At 51.8% G+C, this 16,966-nt stretch carries 16 protein-coding genes; 12 read left to right on the plus strand and 4 right to left on the minus strand.

What is annotated here, in order from left to right; translation table 11 throughout:
* Positions 1 to 32: 32 nt before the first annotated feature.
* Positions 33 to 638 carry a hypothetical protein gene (locus tag ACYVBJ_RS04800; RefSeq protein WP_460981152.1) on the plus strand — a complete coding sequence of 202 codons (606 nt, stop codon included), beginning with the start codon at positions 33 to 35 and terminating at the stop codon, positions 636 to 638.
* A gap of 211 nt (positions 639 to 849) precedes the next feature.
* Positions 850 to 2,088, plus strand: a complete 1,239-nt coding sequence (locus ACYVBJ_RS04805) for a sensor histidine kinase (RefSeq protein WP_460981153.1) — start codon at positions 850 to 852, stop codon at positions 2,086 to 2,088.
* Positions 2,089 to 2,129: 41 nt separating this feature from the next.
* On the opposite strand, the gene ACYVBJ_RS04810 is transcribed toward ACYVBJ_RS04805, so the two are convergent.
* A complete protein-coding gene (locus ACYVBJ_RS04810) occupies positions 2,130 to 3,200 on the minus strand; it encodes an acyltransferase family protein (RefSeq protein WP_460981154.1) in 1,071 nt (356 codons plus the stop codon).
* A 418-nt stretch (positions 3,201 to 3,618) separates the two neighbouring features.
* Between ACYVBJ_RS04810 and ACYVBJ_RS04815 the strand changes: the two genes are divergently transcribed.
* The 3 genes from ACYVBJ_RS04815 (at position 3,619) to ACYVBJ_RS04825 (ending at position 7,805) form a co-directional block, all read left to right on the plus strand.
* On the plus strand, positions 3,619 to 4,677 hold the full coding sequence (locus ACYVBJ_RS04815; protein WP_460981155.1) for an OmpA family protein: 1,059 nt from the start codon (positions 3,619 to 3,621) through the stop codon (positions 4,675 to 4,677).
* Positions 4,678 to 4,722: 45 nt separating this feature from the next.
* Positions 4,723 to 6,483 carry a S41 family peptidase gene (locus ACYVBJ_RS04820; RefSeq protein ID WP_460981156.1) on the plus strand — a complete coding sequence of 587 codons (1,761 nt, stop codon included), beginning with the start codon at positions 4,723 to 4,725 and terminating at the stop codon, positions 6,481 to 6,483.
* A 245-nt stretch (positions 6,484 to 6,728) separates the two neighbouring features.
* Positions 6,729 to 7,805: a DUF4097 family beta strand repeat-containing protein gene (locus ACYVBJ_RS04825; protein ID WP_460981157.1), complete on the plus strand. Its 1,077-nt coding sequence runs from the start codon at positions 6,729 to 6,731 to the stop codon at positions 7,803 to 7,805.
* A 76-nt stretch (positions 7,806 to 7,881) separates the two neighbouring features.
* On the opposite strand, the gene ACYVBJ_RS04830 is transcribed toward ACYVBJ_RS04825, so the two are convergent.
* Positions 7,882 to 8,448 carry a biopolymer transporter ExbD gene (locus ACYVBJ_RS04830; protein WP_460981158.1) on the minus strand — a complete coding sequence of 189 codons (567 nt, stop codon included), beginning with the start codon at positions 8,446 to 8,448 and terminating at the stop codon, positions 7,882 to 7,884.
* A 95-nt stretch (positions 8,449 to 8,543) separates the two neighbouring features.
* Between ACYVBJ_RS04830 and ACYVBJ_RS04835 the strand changes: the two genes are divergently transcribed.
* The 3 genes from ACYVBJ_RS04835 to ACYVBJ_RS04845 all read left to right on the plus strand — a co-directional run bounded on the left by ACYVBJ_RS04835 (position 8,544) and on the right by ACYVBJ_RS04845 (position 13,620).
* A complete protein-coding gene (locus ACYVBJ_RS04835) occupies positions 8,544 to 11,660 on the plus strand; it encodes an FAD-binding and (Fe-S)-binding domain-containing protein (RefSeq protein ID WP_460981159.1) in 3,117 nt (1,038 codons plus the stop codon).
* A gap of 82 nt (positions 11,661 to 11,742) precedes the next feature.
* Complete coding sequence (locus tag ACYVBJ_RS04840) at positions 11,743 to 12,816, plus strand: hypothetical protein (RefSeq protein WP_460981160.1); 1,074 nt, start codon at positions 11,743 to 11,745, stop codon at positions 12,814 to 12,816.
* 114 nt (positions 12,817 to 12,930) lie between these two features.
* Positions 12,931 to 13,620: a 3-keto-disaccharide hydrolase gene (locus tag ACYVBJ_RS04845; protein WP_460981161.1), complete on the plus strand. Its 690-nt coding sequence runs from the start codon at positions 12,931 to 12,933 to the stop codon at positions 13,618 to 13,620.
* A 136-nt stretch (positions 13,621 to 13,756) separates the two neighbouring features.
* Here the strand turns inward: ACYVBJ_RS04845 and ACYVBJ_RS04850 are convergent, their stop codons facing one another.
* Together ACYVBJ_RS04850 and arfB are read right to left on the minus strand one after the other, a co-directional pair.
* Entirely contained in the window at positions 13,757 to 14,161 is a 405-nt protein-coding gene (locus ACYVBJ_RS04850) for a response regulator (RefSeq protein WP_460981162.1), read from the minus strand.
* A 30-nt stretch (positions 14,162 to 14,191) separates the two neighbouring features.
* Entirely contained in the window at positions 14,192 to 14,593 is a 402-nt protein-coding gene (gene arfB, locus ACYVBJ_RS04855) for an alternative ribosome rescue aminoacyl-tRNA hydrolase ArfB (RefSeq protein ID WP_460981163.1), read from the minus strand.
* Positions 14,594 to 14,695: 102 nt separating this feature from the next.
* Here arfB and ACYVBJ_RS04860 point away from each other — a divergent pair, with 102 nt between their 5' ends.
* The 4 genes from ACYVBJ_RS04860 (at position 14,696) to ACYVBJ_RS04875 (ending at position 16,825) form a co-directional block, all read left to right on the plus strand.
* The gene (locus ACYVBJ_RS04860) at positions 14,696 to 15,031 is read left to right on the plus strand and encodes a hypothetical protein (protein WP_460981164.1); all 336 of its coding nucleotides are present in this window, start codon (positions 14,696 to 14,698) and stop codon (positions 15,029 to 15,031) included.
* Between the two features lie 34 nt (positions 15,032 to 15,065).
* A complete protein-coding gene (locus tag ACYVBJ_RS04865; RefSeq protein WP_460981165.1) occupies positions 15,066 to 15,407 on the plus strand; it encodes a hypothetical protein in 342 nt (113 codons plus the stop codon).
* A gap of 242 nt (positions 15,408 to 15,649) precedes the next feature.
* Positions 15,650 to 16,021: a hypothetical protein gene (locus ACYVBJ_RS04870; RefSeq protein WP_460981166.1), complete on the plus strand. Its 372-nt coding sequence runs from the start codon at positions 15,650 to 15,652 to the stop codon at positions 16,019 to 16,021.
* A 45-nt stretch (positions 16,022 to 16,066) separates the two neighbouring features.
* Positions 16,067 to 16,825 carry a hypothetical protein gene (locus ACYVBJ_RS04875; protein WP_460981167.1) on the plus strand — a complete coding sequence of 253 codons (759 nt, stop codon included), beginning with the start codon at positions 16,067 to 16,069 and terminating at the stop codon, positions 16,823 to 16,825.
* Positions 16,826 to 16,966 lie beyond the last annotated feature (141 nt).

The raw sequence follows: 16,966 nt of genomic DNA on the forward strand, positions 1-16,966 counted from the left end.
AACTTAGTTCAGTATCTCGACCGACAACTTCTATGCATTCAGTTCTGACACTGGCTCTGTTAGGCCTAAGCCTGGTAGCCACAGCCCAACATCCGTCTGCCTCATCACTCACTACGTCCATCAACGAAGACGGAAAAACGCTGTCGATTCAGGTAGACGGTGTACGGAACAGTCAGACCATTCATTACAATCGGACGTTCAACACCACTGGCCTGAGCCGTTCGGAACAGACGGCCTTAAAGAATCGGATTCTGGACTCACTCGGCATTGGCCAGCCGCCTGCCCCACGACCACCACTCACCATACAGAACGCGCCCATGCCAACGGGTGGTGCGACGGTACGTCCTCCTCAGCCGCCTGTTCCACCCGATGGCGACGTACCGTTTGCCGATCAGGAAGTCGTTACGTTCCGCTGCGAGTCATGCACGGGCAAAATCAGGCTGATCATTACCAGCGATTCAAAAGATTATTCGCTTGAAAAAGACACCCGGATTGGTGCCGACAACCGCTTTTTCCCGTATGCCCTTAAGCTACAGCCGGGGAACTACCGGCTCGTTTATCACCAGAACGGTGCCCTTCAGATTCAGTCCGCGTTCTCAGTCCGGCAAGGCGAACCCAATACGGTTGTCATCAAATAAATTTTTCTGTGTACGTAGCTGATTTACGGTATGATCCCATTACGTAAAGCGAAGCGTATTGAACAGTGCGGTAAAAGATCCGGTCATACGGCACCAGACGAAATCAAGAGCGTATAGACGTACCGTTTACCTTGTTTCGAACGTACGCTGTTCCGAACGTATCATGGTTTTCTAAAATCAGTATCTTTGATAGATCACACTTGTAAACAGGATGATTTATATAGACGCTGACTTGTCTAAAGATATTGATAGGGTAAAGCAGCTCTCGGTTGTTCCCGGTATTCTTGACGTAATATGCCAGACGACGGGGATGGGGTTTGCGGCTGTTGCGCGCGTAACCGAAGAGCGATGGATTGCGTGTAGTGTGCGCGACGATATTCAGTTTGGGCTAACCCCCGGCGATGAGCTAAAGATAGAAACGACGATCTGTAATGAAATTCGCGACAGTCATGAACCCGTTATTATCGATCACGTAGCCGCCAGCGAGCAATTTTGCAATCACCGCACGCCCTTGCAGTACGGGTTTCAAAGCTATATATCGTTTCCCATCATCCTAAAAAATGGCGAGTTTTTCGGGACTCTCTGCGCTATTGACCCCAAACCGGCCAACCTCAACAATCCGAAGGTGATTGATATGTTCAGCGTATTCGCCGAGCTGATTGGCTTTCATTTACAAAATATAGAACTGATCGAGCGCAGTCAGACCGCTTTACAAATCCTGAACCGGCAACTGACCGACACCATCAACGAAAACCGCCAGTATCGACACCTGTCTAACCACAGCCTCCAGGAACCTCTTCGAAAAATCAGACTTTTTAGCGGTATGCTCCTCGACGCTACCGAGCAAAACGATGTGAATAAAGTAAAGGACCTGGCAAAAAAGGTAAACAGCAGTGCTCAGCTATTTTCCATGATGATCAAAGACCTGTCGGTCTTTTCTACCTTATCTGACGAAGAGGCTGCCTTCGAGACTGTTGATTTGAATACGCTTGCCGCGAACGTACGCGATCAGCTAAGTCCCCTGCTCGACAGCAAACAGGCAACGGTTCATATTGCCAATCTTCCTTCGATACGGGCTGTACCCCCGCAATTGGAGCAGGTATTTTACCAACTGATTTCCAATGCTGTTAAATTCTCAAAAAAAGAAACGGCGCTCGTTATCGACATTTCATGCAACGAGTTAACCCCTGTTCAGGGAACGGATTACGGATTGGTAGAGCAAGAATCCGGCTTTGTCGAGATTCGGATTGTAGATAACGGAATAGGAATTGAGCAGGCTCAGCTCGAAAAGATTTTTACCATTTTCTCGCGCTTGCCCAACAACAAGGAAGGTGCCGGCATGGGCCTGGCTTTATGCCGCAAAATTATCCAGAACCACAACGGGATTATTAAGGCTCAGTCGGAAGTTGGCAAAGGCACAACGATATCGGTTATCCTGCCGATTAATTAAGCCAGGCAGGCCACTCACAGTACTACGTCTGCAATTCTTAGCTACCGACGACCGGTTAGATAACCTCGAACGGGCTCGTCGTATACGAGCAGCACCAGATAGGCGAATGTACTAAGAACAATCGTTCCGCCAACCACAATCAGCAACAGCGACAGGGCATCCGGTTTATGACTGGCCAGATATCCTCCGAAGATCCACATAACCCCGTAGTGGGTCATATAAAGCGGATAGGACAGTTTGCCCAGGAACACACACAGCCTGCTAAATCCGGGCGATAGAGTAGCTCCTGCTCCAGCCGCAATCAGGACCGGAAAATACAGCAGCACAATGAGCAGCTCGGTCAACCAGTTCCATTGACTAAAGGGCATCAGAAAAGCGAGCCCGAGCAGTACCGCCATACCCGGGAAGCCAAGGCTATTCTTAAGAATCCAGCCAGCCCGGTAGATAAGGAGCCCGACCAGAAACGAGTACGCGATCCGGGCACCGCCATCCCAGAACGTAGCCCCTGACCATCCGCCCAGCAGATTGCCCGCCCGGTAGCTAACCAGACAGAGGACAACTGCGGCCAGTACAAGTAACAGAGACAGATACCGACGACTGATGCGGTACAGGACAAGGGCATAGAGGATATTGGCTACGTATTCCCAGAATAGCGACCAAGCGGGCGCATTGAACCCGAACAGGTTAAACGCCCGTTCTTTCATGACGGGCAGCGGAATAAGAGATAGGGAACAGAGAAAGGTCAGCCACAGGTTTGCCCGCTCAGCTAAACTGGGCTCTGCGGCAAAAGGGTCGAAGAGGTACGCCAGCAGGCCGATTACCGATCCTAAAATGACCAATGGGTGTAATCGGATCAAACGGAGTTTAAAAAACGCGGCCAGCCCCAACCGGCGGATTCGGTCGTCATAGGCATAACCGATGACAAAGCCCGATAAGCAAAAGAAAAAATCAACGGCTAAAAACCCGTGGGCGATGAAATTCTGGCTGGCATCGGGATACACCCATTCCATGAAATGAAAGATGACGATGGCTAATGCCGCTACTCCGCGCAAGCCATCCAGAATGGCAAAGTGAGGCTTTGTGCTGAGGGTAGCCGGATGTAATTCTCCCATGCGTATAGGGTTAGGGCTTCAAGTAGTGACAGCGCAAATTTGGTCATACTTCCTGAGTTGACATGGCAAAATTAACAACCATACATATCAAGAGCCCATAAAGACCATGTTTGTGACTGATTATAGGTACGGTTATAGGGTCGTTCACTAATGAGTTAACTGACAAATAAAGAGCTACGCGTCAGCCTTCTATATATAATTCACGTTAATCCTACTCCTGTTCAGAATTGAGAAACAGAGTCTAGTTTTTGTTGTTCAGACCGCTGGAATAACCTTATCATATTGCAATTGATGCCGATTGCATAAGGTTCTTCCTAAGATTAGAATGACAAAAATCAGCCGTTGCATACAACCTATTGAGCGGGCCTGAATTACTCTGTACAATTCGTACCTTTTATCAACAAAATCAGCCTGTTGCATGAACCGATTACGGATACCGTGGATCATTGGCCTGTCGCTCCTGGCAAGTCTGGCCCTGGCTCAGCAACCAGTCGCTACTGGCCTGAAAGGAGAATATTTTAACGGACCTAACTTCAACCGGAAAGCCTTTACCCGAATCGACCCGCAGGTTGCGTTCGACTGGAACTGGCAACTGCCCGCACCGGGTGTGCAACGTGAATATTTTTCGGTACGCTGGACCGGTACGCTCTATGCACCGGTATCGGGCAAATACCAGTTCAGCGCCACCGTCGATGATGGCGTACGGGTCTGGGTCAACGGCAAAAAAGTCATTGACGAATGGCGTAAGCAGGACGACAGCCAGTTTGTCGGCGAAATAGTGCTGAAAGCCAAGCAGTATTATGACCTGAAAGTTGAATACTACAACGACTGGAAAGGCAGCATCATCTACTTATTCTGGAAAACGCCCATACCAGAACGGTATAGTGCTTCTCGTTTTCCGGAAATGATTCCGGCGCATTACCTCTCTCCTCGTAACGCTCGTCCGGCCAAAGCAACGGCGATCGCGACCAAACGGGTTGATAAACCAGCCATGCGTCTGGCTAATAAATCCCGGCCTGGTGTAGACGCTCAGCCGGTTAACACCAGACGTATTGTTACCGACGTAACACCAGCGGCACAATTTGCGGTGGCCACCCCCGCGCCCAGGCTGCCCGAATCGTTTGTCAACCTCGCGGCTGGTGAAACGGTCGTGCTACGTAACGTTTTCTTCGAGCAGAGCGCCTATACGCTCCTGCCCGAATCGTACGCCGAGTTAGACAAACTGGTTAAAGCGTTACTGGCTCAACCCAGCCAGCGTATCCTGATTGCGGGCCATACCGACAACGTGGGCGACGCACGGCTGAATCAGGCTTTGTCGGAAAATCGGGCAAAGGTGGTAGTCAGTTACCTGACCCGGCATGGCGTTCCCGAGGGTCGGCTGGAAGCCAGAGGGTACGGCGGATCGCGCCCATTGACCAGCAATGCAACTGAAGGCGACCGCGCAAAAAACAGACGGGTTGAAATTTCGGTGAACTAGCTAACTTACTTCCTCTTACAACTTGCCTGAACGCTTAAACTTCGTATGTCTACATTCTTTTTCTGGGCGGCTTTTGCGCTGTCCTGTTTCTTTTCTTTCGCGGGTAAAGCCCAGACACCGTTGACCGCCAGTCAGGCGTATGAATATTTACAAGGTGAACGAAAACGAGCCGACGCGGTCATCGGTACGGGTACTAATCCGCCAACGGATAGTTTGCGCAAGGCCGAACAGATTCTCAATAACGCCTTAACGTATTACGCCAAACCCGATGTGCAGGAACTGGCTAAAAACGACCGTTCGCTGTTCTTCCGCAAGTATGATATTCTGTTTGATTTGTCGGCGGTCCAATGCCAGTTGAATGCGTTAGATCAGGCGGCTCAATCATTACAGGAGCCGTTGAAAAGTGACTTTGCCAGTACGTATGCCCGTTACGTTGAGAACGAAGCCGTTTTTGCTTCTCTCCGTCAGCATGCGCTCATCAAGCCGATCCTGAAGCAGCTAAACGCAGCCAGCCTGGTTTTCAATTCAAAAGCGCTGGCTACTCCGTATAAGCCCGATTTAAGTCAGGCCGAAAAAGCAGCGGGCTTATCAAAACTGTGGTCAGAAGCGAAATACAATTTTGCCCATTTCGATAAAATTCCGGATGTCGACTGGGATAGTGTGTATCTGGCTTTTCTTCCTAAAGTGCAGGCTGCCACGAGCACCGTCGCTTACCTTCAGTTGCTCCAGCAGTTTTATGCCCAATTGCACGATGGTCATACGGATGTCTGGACCAAAAGCGGGCCGCTTGCCGACTCCACGGCGTTCCGTCCCCCGCTGGTAGCCCAGCTAATTGACGGTCGCGTGTTTGTTCGGCAGGTTCGGCACGATAGTCTGTTACGTTCGGGAATTGTGCCGGGTCTGGAAATTATGAAGATTGATGGTACGCCTGTCATCGACTACGCCAATCAGTACGTTCGGCCTTACAAGAGCGGTTCCACCCCGCAGAACGTTGACGTGCAAACGTATATCTATGGCCTGCTCCGGGGGCCGAAAGATCGGCCGGTTCGGCTAACGCTTACCGATGCCAGCGGAAAAGTAACCGAGCGCGTTCTACCCCGAAGCGGTTATTCGGCCTTAACGCCCCTGCCATCGTATACGCTGACTATCTTACCCGGCAATATTGCCTACATTCAGTTGTTTGAGTTTGACAGCGATAAAGCTCCCAAACGGTTTGCCGCGGCTTTCGATTCAATTGCCACCACCAGTGCCCTTATTCTCGATGTTCGTCAGAACGGCGGGGGCGACAGTAACAATGGCTGGGACATCCTGGGTTACCTCACTGATAAATCATTTCCAACGGGGAGCTATTCATCCCGCAAATACAGTCCGTTACGTCGGGCGCGGGGTGAAACCATAGTTTATGAATCGGCGGGGTCGGGCCGGTGGCCAGCGAACGGCAAAAAGCTTTACACCAAACCGGTGGTCGTGTTAACCAGTGGACAAACATTTTCGGCAGCCGAAGACTTCTGCGTTGCCTTCGACGCCATGAATCGTGGCAAGATCATTGGCGAACCTACCGGCGGCAGCACTGGTCAACCCCTGGTATTTTCGCTACCGGGTGGTATCATGGCCCGCGTGTGCACCAAACGCGATGCCTATCCCGATGGCACCGATTGGATCGGGATAGGCATTCAGCCCGACTTATTAATAAAACCAACGGTTGCGGACTTCCAGGCTGGTCGGGATACAGTACTTGAAGCCGCTTTAGCCGAATTAAGGGGTAAGGATACGGCGGTTCAGGCGAAGAAAAAGAAGATGAAATAGCTAATCCGTTGGTGGTACGTAGGGGTAAGCCTTACGAAAGCTGTCTTCTGTCCGGTTCTGAACACGAGTTGTTCGGAGCCGGATAGTTTCATCATGAAGCGCATGAATCAATAGCCTGATAATCAAAGATACCGATAAAACGGCACGCCACTTGTCACTGAATCCAACAGAACGTAAGCGCTAACCTGACAGCCTATGCAACCTTCCAGACACGAACTGCATCTTTAGACCAAATAAGCAAAACTATGAAACGCCAACAGTTCCTTCTGACCCTTCTGAGCGCGGGGACGCTCGCCTTAACCTCGTTCACCGCTACCGTGTCGACAATCGTCGATGACAACGATACGCCTTATCAGACCAAGACATTCTCGGGCAATATCAGCGCCGTTCGGGCCGAAACCTCGGGCGGAAGCCTGAGCGTGGAAGGCAGCGCTGGCCGGGAAGCACGAGTTGAAATGTATGTCCGGCCAAACAACTGGAACGGACGTAACAACCTGAGCAAAGACGAAATCGAAGAACGGCTTAAAGATTACGATATTAACATTACCCAGGAAGGCAGCACGATTGTAGCCACCGCCAAGCGCCGGGGCAATGACAACGACCGTGCGACGGACCGCTGGAAACGATCACTGAGTATCGGCTTCAAATTCTATACGCCCCGTAACGTAGCCACCGATCTGCGCACCTCAGGGGGCAGCATCCGGCTGGCGAGTCTGAATGGGAAACAGCGGTTTCGTACCAGCGGTGGTAGCCTGCACCTAAGCGAAGTGGAAGGCGACATCAACGGCCAGACTTCGGGAGGATCGATTCATCTCGACCGTTGCCGCCAGGATATGGATTTGCAAACCTCGGGCGGGTCGATTCACGCGAAAGAGTCGTCGGGCAAAATGCGTCTGCATACATCCGGCGGCAGCATCGAGTTAAATGATCTGAAAGGTGATGTCGACGCTCAAACCAGCGGTGGCAGCGTGCGCGGCAGCGACATCGACGGTTCACTGAAAACCGGTACGTCGGGCGGATCGGTACGTTTAGCCAACGTATCGGGTAGCATCGACGCCAGCACCAGCGCGGGCAGCATTGACATATCCATTAAAAAACTGGGTGATTACGTACGACTGAATACCAGCGCGGGCAGCATTCATGCCAATATGCCTCTCGACAAAGGGGCAGACCTGAATCTGAGCGGCAACCGCGTTGAAGTGGGTACACTCTCGAACTTCAGCGGCTCGCACGAACGCGACCGGGTTCGCGGCAAAGTCAACGGCGGAGGTGTTGCAGTTAATATCTCGGCCAGCAGCGGCACGGTTTACCTGAATCGATAACGAGGAGTTCGCGCTAACGCATACATAAAGAGGTCCGCCCAACTGCTTGGCGGGCCTCTTCGTTTATGCGTTCTAATTATCGATTTTTCAGTATGGCATCCTGTTTCGACGGCTGGGCTGAGACATACATTGGTATCTTGCTATTGGTTTGCCTGAACCGATCATAGTCTGCTAACATACGCTTCTCATTAGATAACAGTGGATGATTGAATAAATACGGGAGGTTACCGGCAATTTTCAACTCGTTGAGCACATTAACAATGTTACGAAGATTGGCCTTATCGGTTGGCTTTATGACAATGGCTAATTCTTCTTCAGAGCCAGCCTGTTTGAGCGTTTCGTGTAGCAGCCGACGAAGTCCAGACGTACCGTAGCTAGTTGCCACAATCTCCGCTAGCTCACTTCCATGGTGATACTGTAAGAATTTGATTTGGTCCTCATCCTGAAGGTAGATCATGCATACATGCTTTGGGTATTGATTAATGTCATGTTTACCCGGCCTACCTATATCTTTAATAACTAACGCATTAGGTCTTTGCAGCATTTTCAACCCTACAAAGAATGTAATCAGCAGTAAAGCAACAGACACAAAGGGCGTCATGTCTACACGAGGTATGGGCCGACGTCGGCGGTATGTTTTCATGGCTATCCGTTTTGCTGATTGAAGCGATTGCCACGAGGTTTCCACAAACCGACCCAGGTTTCGTATCTTTACAAGACGTTTGATGCCCTCGTGTTATGTTCCGTTTACCGCAAAAAGCCCCTTTCGCCAGCTTACTTCCTTCGTTCGAAGGAGACCTGTATTTCGATGGATCGCCTGAGCACACCGCCCAGCGGATGCTGTATGCAACGGATGCGTCGGTGTATCAGGAAATGCCGGTGGCAGTGGCTTTACCAAAGTCCGTCGCCGACATCAAGCGGCTTCTGCGTTTTGCGCAACAGCATGAGTTAGGGCTGATCCCACGGGCCGCGGGCACCTCACTGGCCGGGCAGGTTGTCGGCAGCGGTATCGTCGTCGACATCTCGAAATACTTCGGACAAATCCTTGAAATCAACGCCGACCAACGTTGGGTACGCGTTCAGCCGGGCGTTATTCGCGACGACCTGAATGCCTACCTGAAACCTCAAGGTTTGCTGTTCGGCCCCGAAACCTCAACGGCCAGCCGGGCTATGATCGGCGGCATGATCGGAAACAATTCGTGCGGTCTACATTCCATTATCTGGGGCACCACCCGCGACCATCTGCTTGAAGTAAAAGCTGTACTGAGCGACGGTGCCGAAGTGACCTTCAGGTCACTCGACCAGGAACAGTTCGATGCCAAGTGCCGGGGCGAAAACGTCGTCAGTCCACTGGAGCAGCGGCTCTACGTTCAGTTCCGCGACTGGCTGACCAAGCCAATAATTCAGCAGAATATTCGCGAGGGTTACCCCAAGCCAACCGTCAGCCGACGTAACACGGGGTATGCGCTCGATGCGTTAATAGATTTTTTTACTACCCATACCCCCCCTAGCCCCTCCTACGGGGGGGGGAACTTTGAAGGTGAACCCTCCCGCACAGGAGATCCTCACGAAAAAACTCCCCCCCTCGTAGGGGGGGCTAGGGGGGGTAAAGAAAGTTTCAACTTCGCCCGTCTGATTGCCGGTTCAGAAGGGACACTCTGCTTCATCACCGAAGCGAAGTTAAACTTGCTGCCCTTACCGCCGAAGGAAACGGCGCTGGTGTGCGCTCACTTTATGACCATCCGGCAATCGCTCGAAGCGAATCTGGTGGCCCTGGCGCATAGTTGTTCCGCGTCTGAGTTGGTTGATGACTACATTCTGCAACTGACGAAAACCAACATCGAGCAGATGAAAAATCGGACGTTTGTCGAAGGCGACCCGAAGGCGATTCTGATGGTTGAGTTCTTCGACGATACAGAGGAGGGCGTCGCCCAAAAAGCCGCCAATTTTGTGACCGAATTACAAGCGAACGAGTTGGGTTACGCCTATCCGACCTTGTACGACGAAGACACGAAAAAGCCGTGGGCGCTACGTAAGGCTGGGCTAAGCATTATGTATAATATTCCCGGTGACGATAAACCGGCTAATGTGGTGGAAGATACGGCCGTGGACGTTCACGACTTGCCCGACTATATCGACGAGCTTGATCGTATGGCCTGGGAGAAGCACGGCTTAAAGCTGGAATATTCCGCCCATGCCGGAGCCGGAGAAATTCACGCACTGCCGCTTATTAACCTGAAATCATCGGACGGTCGGGCCAAGTTTCGGGCTTTGCTGATGGATACGGCGGCACTGGTTAAAAAATACGGGGGTTCATTATCCGGAGAGCACGGCGATGGTCGGCTACGCGGTGAGTGCATTGCGTTCATGCTCGGCCCCGAAAATTACCAGCTCTGCAAAGACGTAAAGGCGCTTTGGGACCCGCAAAACACGTTTAACCCCGGCAAAGTGGTGAACACCCCGGCTATGAACGAGTTCCTGCGTTCGGAGGCCGACGTAGTTATACCACAACCCAAAACCGTATTCGACTTCTCGAAAGACGGTGGCCTGTTAGAGTTAGCCGAGAAATGTTCGGGATCGGGTGACTGCCGCAAAACCCACATTTCGGGTGGAACCATGTGTCCCAGCTATATGGCTACCCGGCGTGAGCGGGATACTACCCGCGCCCGGGCGAACATGCTCCGGCATTTTTATACCAATCAGGGCAGCCTCAACGGTACGTCTCCATCTGACCACGACTACGAAGCGGTTAAAAACGTACTGGATCTGTGCCTTTCCTGCAAAGCCTGCAAAGCCGAATGCCCATCGAGCGTGGACATGACGCGTATGAAAGCGGAGTTCACCCAGCAGCAGTACCGGGAGAAAGGCGTTCCGATGCGGGCCAGGCTGGTGGGCAATTTCACCCGCCTGATGTCGCTGGCGAGTCTGGCTCCCTGGGCCTATAACGCCATTTACGACACCCCTGCTTTACGTCGGTTAGCCAACCGCACGGTCGGTTTCCATCCCGAGCGGACTATGCCCGAACTGGCTGGTACGACATTAAGAAACTGGTTTTCCCAAAGGAGTAAGAAGCAGGGAGCGAACACTGAGCGTCAGTCCTCCACCCTTCCCACTCCTCGCTCCTCGCTTCTGTTTTTCTGCGACGAGTTCACCAACTACAATGATGTAGAAGTTGGGCAGAAAGCCATTCAATTAGTAGAGCGTTTGGGTTACAAGGTCAGTATTCCCAATCACCTCGAAAGTGGGCGTACGTACCTCTCGAAGGGCCTGGTCGACGATGCGCAGAAAATCGCCATTCGCAACGTAACATTATTAAAAGACCTCGTCACCGACGTAACGCCGTTGATCGGTCTTGAACCTTCGGCTATCCTGACCTTCCGCGACGAGTACCCGGATTTAGTGCCAGCGGAGTTGAAAGCCGATGCCCAACGTATCGCCCAACATACGTTCCTTTTCGAAGAATGGCTCGCCCAGGAAGCCGAAGCCGGACGTATCAATCGTGACGTATTCACCACAGAAACCCGCCAAGTGAAAATACACGGCCATTGCCATCAGAAAACCCTGTCGTCGATGGTTCCGGTGAAGAACGTCTTATCGTTACCTGAACACTATTCGGCACAACTCATTCCGTCGGGTTGCTGCGGCATGGCTGGCTCGTTTGGTTACGAAGTGGAACATTATGATTTGTCGATGCAGATTGGGGAGTTAGTACTCTTTCCTGCCGTACGCCAGACCACGGAGGATGTCATTATATCCGCAGCCGGAACCTCCTGCCGACACCAGATAAAAGACGGCACGGGACGGAAAGCACAGCACCCCGCCGAGATTTTGTTTGACGCCCTCAAGCCGTACTGAGAATATATCGGTACGACTTGAGACGGGTAAACCTTTTGCGCCCCCGGTAGTTTTCCATAGACTAAAAACATTCACAACGATTATGGAAAATAACGCAAACCTTTCCGATGGCGCCAGACAGGCCGACACCGTTTCCAGCGAACACGCGGAAACCATGTTCAGTGCCGATCAGGCCGAAACCAACATGGTGAAGCTGGTGGATGGCAAACTGGTGTCAACCGGTAATACAGACAGCGACGTTTCTGAAGATATGCCCCGCATCCGGCTGGGCAGCGATGAAGAGCGGGCGCTACAGGGTGACGACAAAAAGAAATACGAAAATTCGGACGCAGCCCTACGGGCGGGTACCATGTTTGACCCGAACGTAATGCCAGACGACCCGATAGCAGTGGGTGATATTACGGGTAATCCCGATGCGGGTTCGGATGTAAATACAGGTCTACCGTCGGAAGATACGCCAACCACAAACACGACGCAGCAGGATAACAACGCTACGCCAACCAGTCACTTCGGGATGTGGCAAGTGTCAAATGGCAGCTATATGCTTCATTCAACTCTGCCGGTTCACGACATGATTCCGCCAACGCCGGGTACACCCGATCCGTTACAGCCTGTGCCAGGCATTCCCGAAACACCGCCCTACAACCCCATACCAGGGCCAGAGATTCCTGATCTTCCGGGCACTCCTCAACCTAAAGAACCCGAAATTCAGGAGCCCGATCAACCTGATCGGTCGCATGAGATCAATGGGAGTTCGGTGAGCTGGTCAGGCGGACGTAGTACCAACTACGTTACGTATACATCGGGCGCTCCCGGTCTTATGTCGTACGACAATGTTGAGCCGGGTGAGGCTGTGCCGGGGAATCAGTACGAGGGGATGTCGGCAGGACCAGAGGAAGGCATGGAAGTCGATCCAGACACGGGTAATGCTGCCCGTCCGTACGACCCAAACGCAAAGGATACGGACTCCTACCAAAAAGGAGAGCGCCCCGAAGAAGGTCGTGAAGCCCAGTCGCTGCCCCGCGAATTAATGGACGAAAGCAGCATTGCTGCGCAGGATATGATCTCGGATACCGACCGCTCCGACCAGAAGTCGACAGAGGGTCTTGACCGGAAATACAACGATCCGCAAGCGGCACGCGACATGGCCAGCTAAGCGGAGTATAATGAGTAAGGCGGTGTCGGGCCGCGCTTTGTAGCTGTAATCAGTTAACCAAAGCGCGGCCCGACACCGCCTTATGTTTGCTACTTTAGCCAAAAAATCAATCCCATGAAAAAACTCCTGCTCCCCTGTCTGCTGCTAAGCACCCTGGTGCTGGCCACCCCACCCAAGAAATCAAAGTGGACGTCGCTGTTCGACGGTAAGACCATTAAAGGCTGGCATAGCTACCACAAATCTGGCGTCGTCGGCTGGTACGTTGAAGATGGTGCCATGACCCCTGACGGTACGGGTGGAGATCTGGTTACGGATAAAGAATACGAGAACTTCGAGCTGGAGTTCGAGTTTAAAATTCCGAAGGGCAGTAACAGTGGCGTTGTGTACAAAGTGATTGATAACCCAGACATTAAGTCAACGTATATGTCGGGACCTGAGTATCAGGTTATCGACGACAAAGGCTACGTTGACGGTGACGGAAAACCTTATAAATTAAAGGACAGTCAGTTAACCGGAGCCAACTACGATATGATTCCGCCATCTGACATGAACGTAGCAAAACCGGTCGGTGAGTGGAACAAAGGCCGGATTGTGGTCAACAACAACCACGTTGAGCATTATCTCAACGGCAGGAAATTAGTCGAGTACGAATACGGCTCCGACGACTGGAAGGCGTTAGTTGCCAAAAGTAAATTCGCGAGCTGGCCCTATGCGGCTCCGCACGCAAAAGGCAAGATTGCCCTGCAAAACCACAGCCCCAAAGAGCGCGTCTGGTACCGGAACATGCAGATCCGGGAGTTGTAGAAATAGCTTGAAAATCAGAAGCCCGGCTCTTCCTATTCAGGAAGAACCGGGCTTCTTTGTTAATATTAGTATACCCTCACGACTACAGCGTATCATCCAGCCCGACTACAGCGTACCATCTTAGTAAAACTGCAAGCTATTGGTCTCCCGCCCAATAGTTCTGCCGTGTGGCACTTAGATACGTCTGCCAATCCTCAACGCTAAACGGCCGGGCAGTAAATGAGGTTGCCTCCGCCGAATAAGCCGCCACCAGATCGCAGGGAAGCTGCCCTACCGTTACAACCAGGACTGGTAGGCGGTACAACTCCCCCTGTAGGCGCAAAAAGGACAAAAACTCCAATTCAGATTTACTGTTCCGGACATCACTATCAAGCAGAATCAGGCTAAACGTTTGCAGGTCATGTATGTCCCGGTTGATTTCCTCGACCTTAAGCGCCTGGGTAAATTCAGCCTCCGGAAAACCTTGTTTTGCGGCTTCCTGCAAAGTCGGGGTCAGGTCGGGATCATCGCTGATGACTACTATCGGAAATCGCGCAGGCATACGTTTTTACTTTATTTTCTCCTTTATGTATCAATAGTCGATCTTTCGGCGGTTTTCCTTTACCTCACCTTTCCGCTTCTTTTCGGCGATACGTTCGGCAACGGCGGCTTTTGAAGGTTTGGTGGCTTTACGAGGCTTCGGCTTTTCAAATGCTTTTTCGACGAGCCGACAGAACTTCTTCGTGACCTTCTCTTTGTTGGCAAGCTGGGTTCGCTCAGTCTGGTGAGTCAACACAAGCTCCCCGTCGGTGGTGAGCTTGGCTGCTAGCTTGTCTTCCAGCAGGGCACGCTCCTCGTCCGTCAGCAAAGCTGACTGCCGAACATTAAAGCGCAGTTCAGCTTTTGTAGCCACTTTATTCACATTCTGCCCACCTGCGCCCCCGCTACGAGCAAACTGGTAGTGAACATCGGGTAGTAAGCGGGTTGCATCCATGTAACCTAGTCAGTCAATAGATTTTATATTAAATCACTCTTCTTACGCGAACAATAGCCAGTACGTAGAGTTCTTTTCGTCAAAACTAACTGATTCAACGTTATGGCACATGCTCATCCATCCACGATGCTGGAAGGTACGCTGCAAACTTTACAACAACGTGACCTGCAACCGGCGACGGGCGCTGATTTGATCAAAGACTGGATTTCGGTATTGAAGCATACGGAAGGTGCCGGGACAGCCGCCCAAAGTTTACAGGCGCTTTACGACGAGCTGCACAACCTGGAACCTAACGCAGACAACGTCCGGAATTTGCTGAACCAGGTCGCTCAACAAACCGAACATCTGTCACGCAGCGCCGACAGCACGTACGCCAGTTCATTAAAACAACTCGCCGACTCGCTGCGGTCATTTGCCCAGGATCTAACCCGCGTGTAAGGCACCAGCTCAACTTTATTAACAAGTCAGAACCATGGCACATCACGATCAGAAAATCACAACGATGCTTGACGATACCCTGGCTACGCTGGGCGGTGGCGCACCATCGACTTCGCACGATCATGGCGTTAACTTGATCGAAGACTGGATTGCAATTGTCCGCACCAATGTCAGCACGCAATGGGTGGCTGAGCCACTCGAAAAGTTGCGCGACGCTCTGAACAGGAACGACATGCGGGAGGTTGAACGCGTCATGCGCGACCTGTCAGGCTCAACCGTCGACCTTGCCAACAATGCCGCCGAAGGCGACTATAAGGTGCAATTGCAGAACCTGTCGACGGCCCTGAAAGACTTTGCCCAGGGTATGACGAAGTAATTGTTGCCGTTCATTTGTGGGTATCAATTTCAGGCAATAGTTCACTAAAATCATTATATACCTACAAACATTATCGGACAGCCGGGGTTAAGATTGGGGCCGGTTTACGGAACTTGCCCCAATCATTTTCTAACTCGTCAGCGGTTATTTAATGCAGGCGAAGAGCAACCGACTCCAATAGAATTCCACTAAGAGCTAAACGAAGTTCTTGATCAATATTCAGCGTTAATTCTCGTAAAATCATGATTTCACAAGATCCAAACCAAACCTCATTAATTGAGCAGACAGTAACTACGTTCGACGGAGCCATTAACGAAACAACCGCTACGGACGGACCTTCGTTGATTGACCAATGGCTGAACCGGCTGGAAGATGCAGGCGACGACATGACGGATGACATTGCCGATACCCTGGCGAGTCTGCGGGCCGAACTCGATACGTTACAGCGCTACAACCGGCCCGATGCTTCCCGCATTGCGTCGTTGTTGCAGGATCTCATTGATCAAACACAAAAGGTGGCGGCTACAGCCGAAGCCAGCGCGGAGCAGCAGGAGCTGTCTCAATTGGTTGCCATGCTGGAAAACTTACACCGGCAGGTGGCCAGCGCGCAGTAAGCGTTTCAACTCTCAACTCATACTTCAAAAAACGAATCGTTCACTATGGCACTGAATCAACAGGCAGCAAATCTGGTCGACACGACCGTTAATGCGTTCAATGGCGACGTAACGAGCATATCGCCCATGGACGGCATTTCGCTCATCGACAGCTGGATCAGCACATTACGTAACAATGAACAGGACAATAACCCGATAACGAATGGCCTAAGCGACCTCAAAGCTGAGTTGCAGAGCGGTAATCCCGACGGTGATCAGATCCAAAATATCCTTGAGGACTTGACGGACCAAGTACGTCAACTGGCTAATTCGGCGGATACAGACGTTAAAACGAAGCTAAGCCCGCTAACTGAGGCCTTACAGGGTTTCAGCGAACAGATGGGCGGTTCGTCGGGCCGAGCTAACACGGGCGGTCAGGCCCCGATGACAAGCACGGTTGGTGGCGAGTCGACCAACAGCGGAGCTGGTAGTTCGGGCAACGACGCAGGTGATATTGACTATTCAACCCGCAACGGCGGCACCGTCGACAGCAATGGCATGGACGACCAGACGGGCAGCGAAGGTGGTATGAGTTCCCCCTCCGAAGACTCGTCAGATTCTGAGCAGGATACGAGTGAGTCTTCAGACGACAGGGATCGACCACAGGATGGCGGTTCCTATGGCTCAGGCTACGGTACCGGTTCCAACGGCGACGATTACAGCGACAACTCAGGTACCCAGCGGTCAGGCGTATTGGGCGGCTCAACCAGCAGCGGTTCGAGCGATACCGACACCGGAACCTCCGGCGGCCGGTCGCAATATTAAAGAGTGAATGAGATAAAGAGCGAAAGAGTGCTCTTACATCATGGTTTAATCACTCTTTCGCTCTTTATCTCATTCACTCTTTGCCAATTAAACAAACCCCTGCTCCACGGGTTTATTCGTTAACAAAATTCAGTTCAGACT

The sequence above is a fragment of the Spirosoma fluminis genome (genome assembly GCF_054778895.1).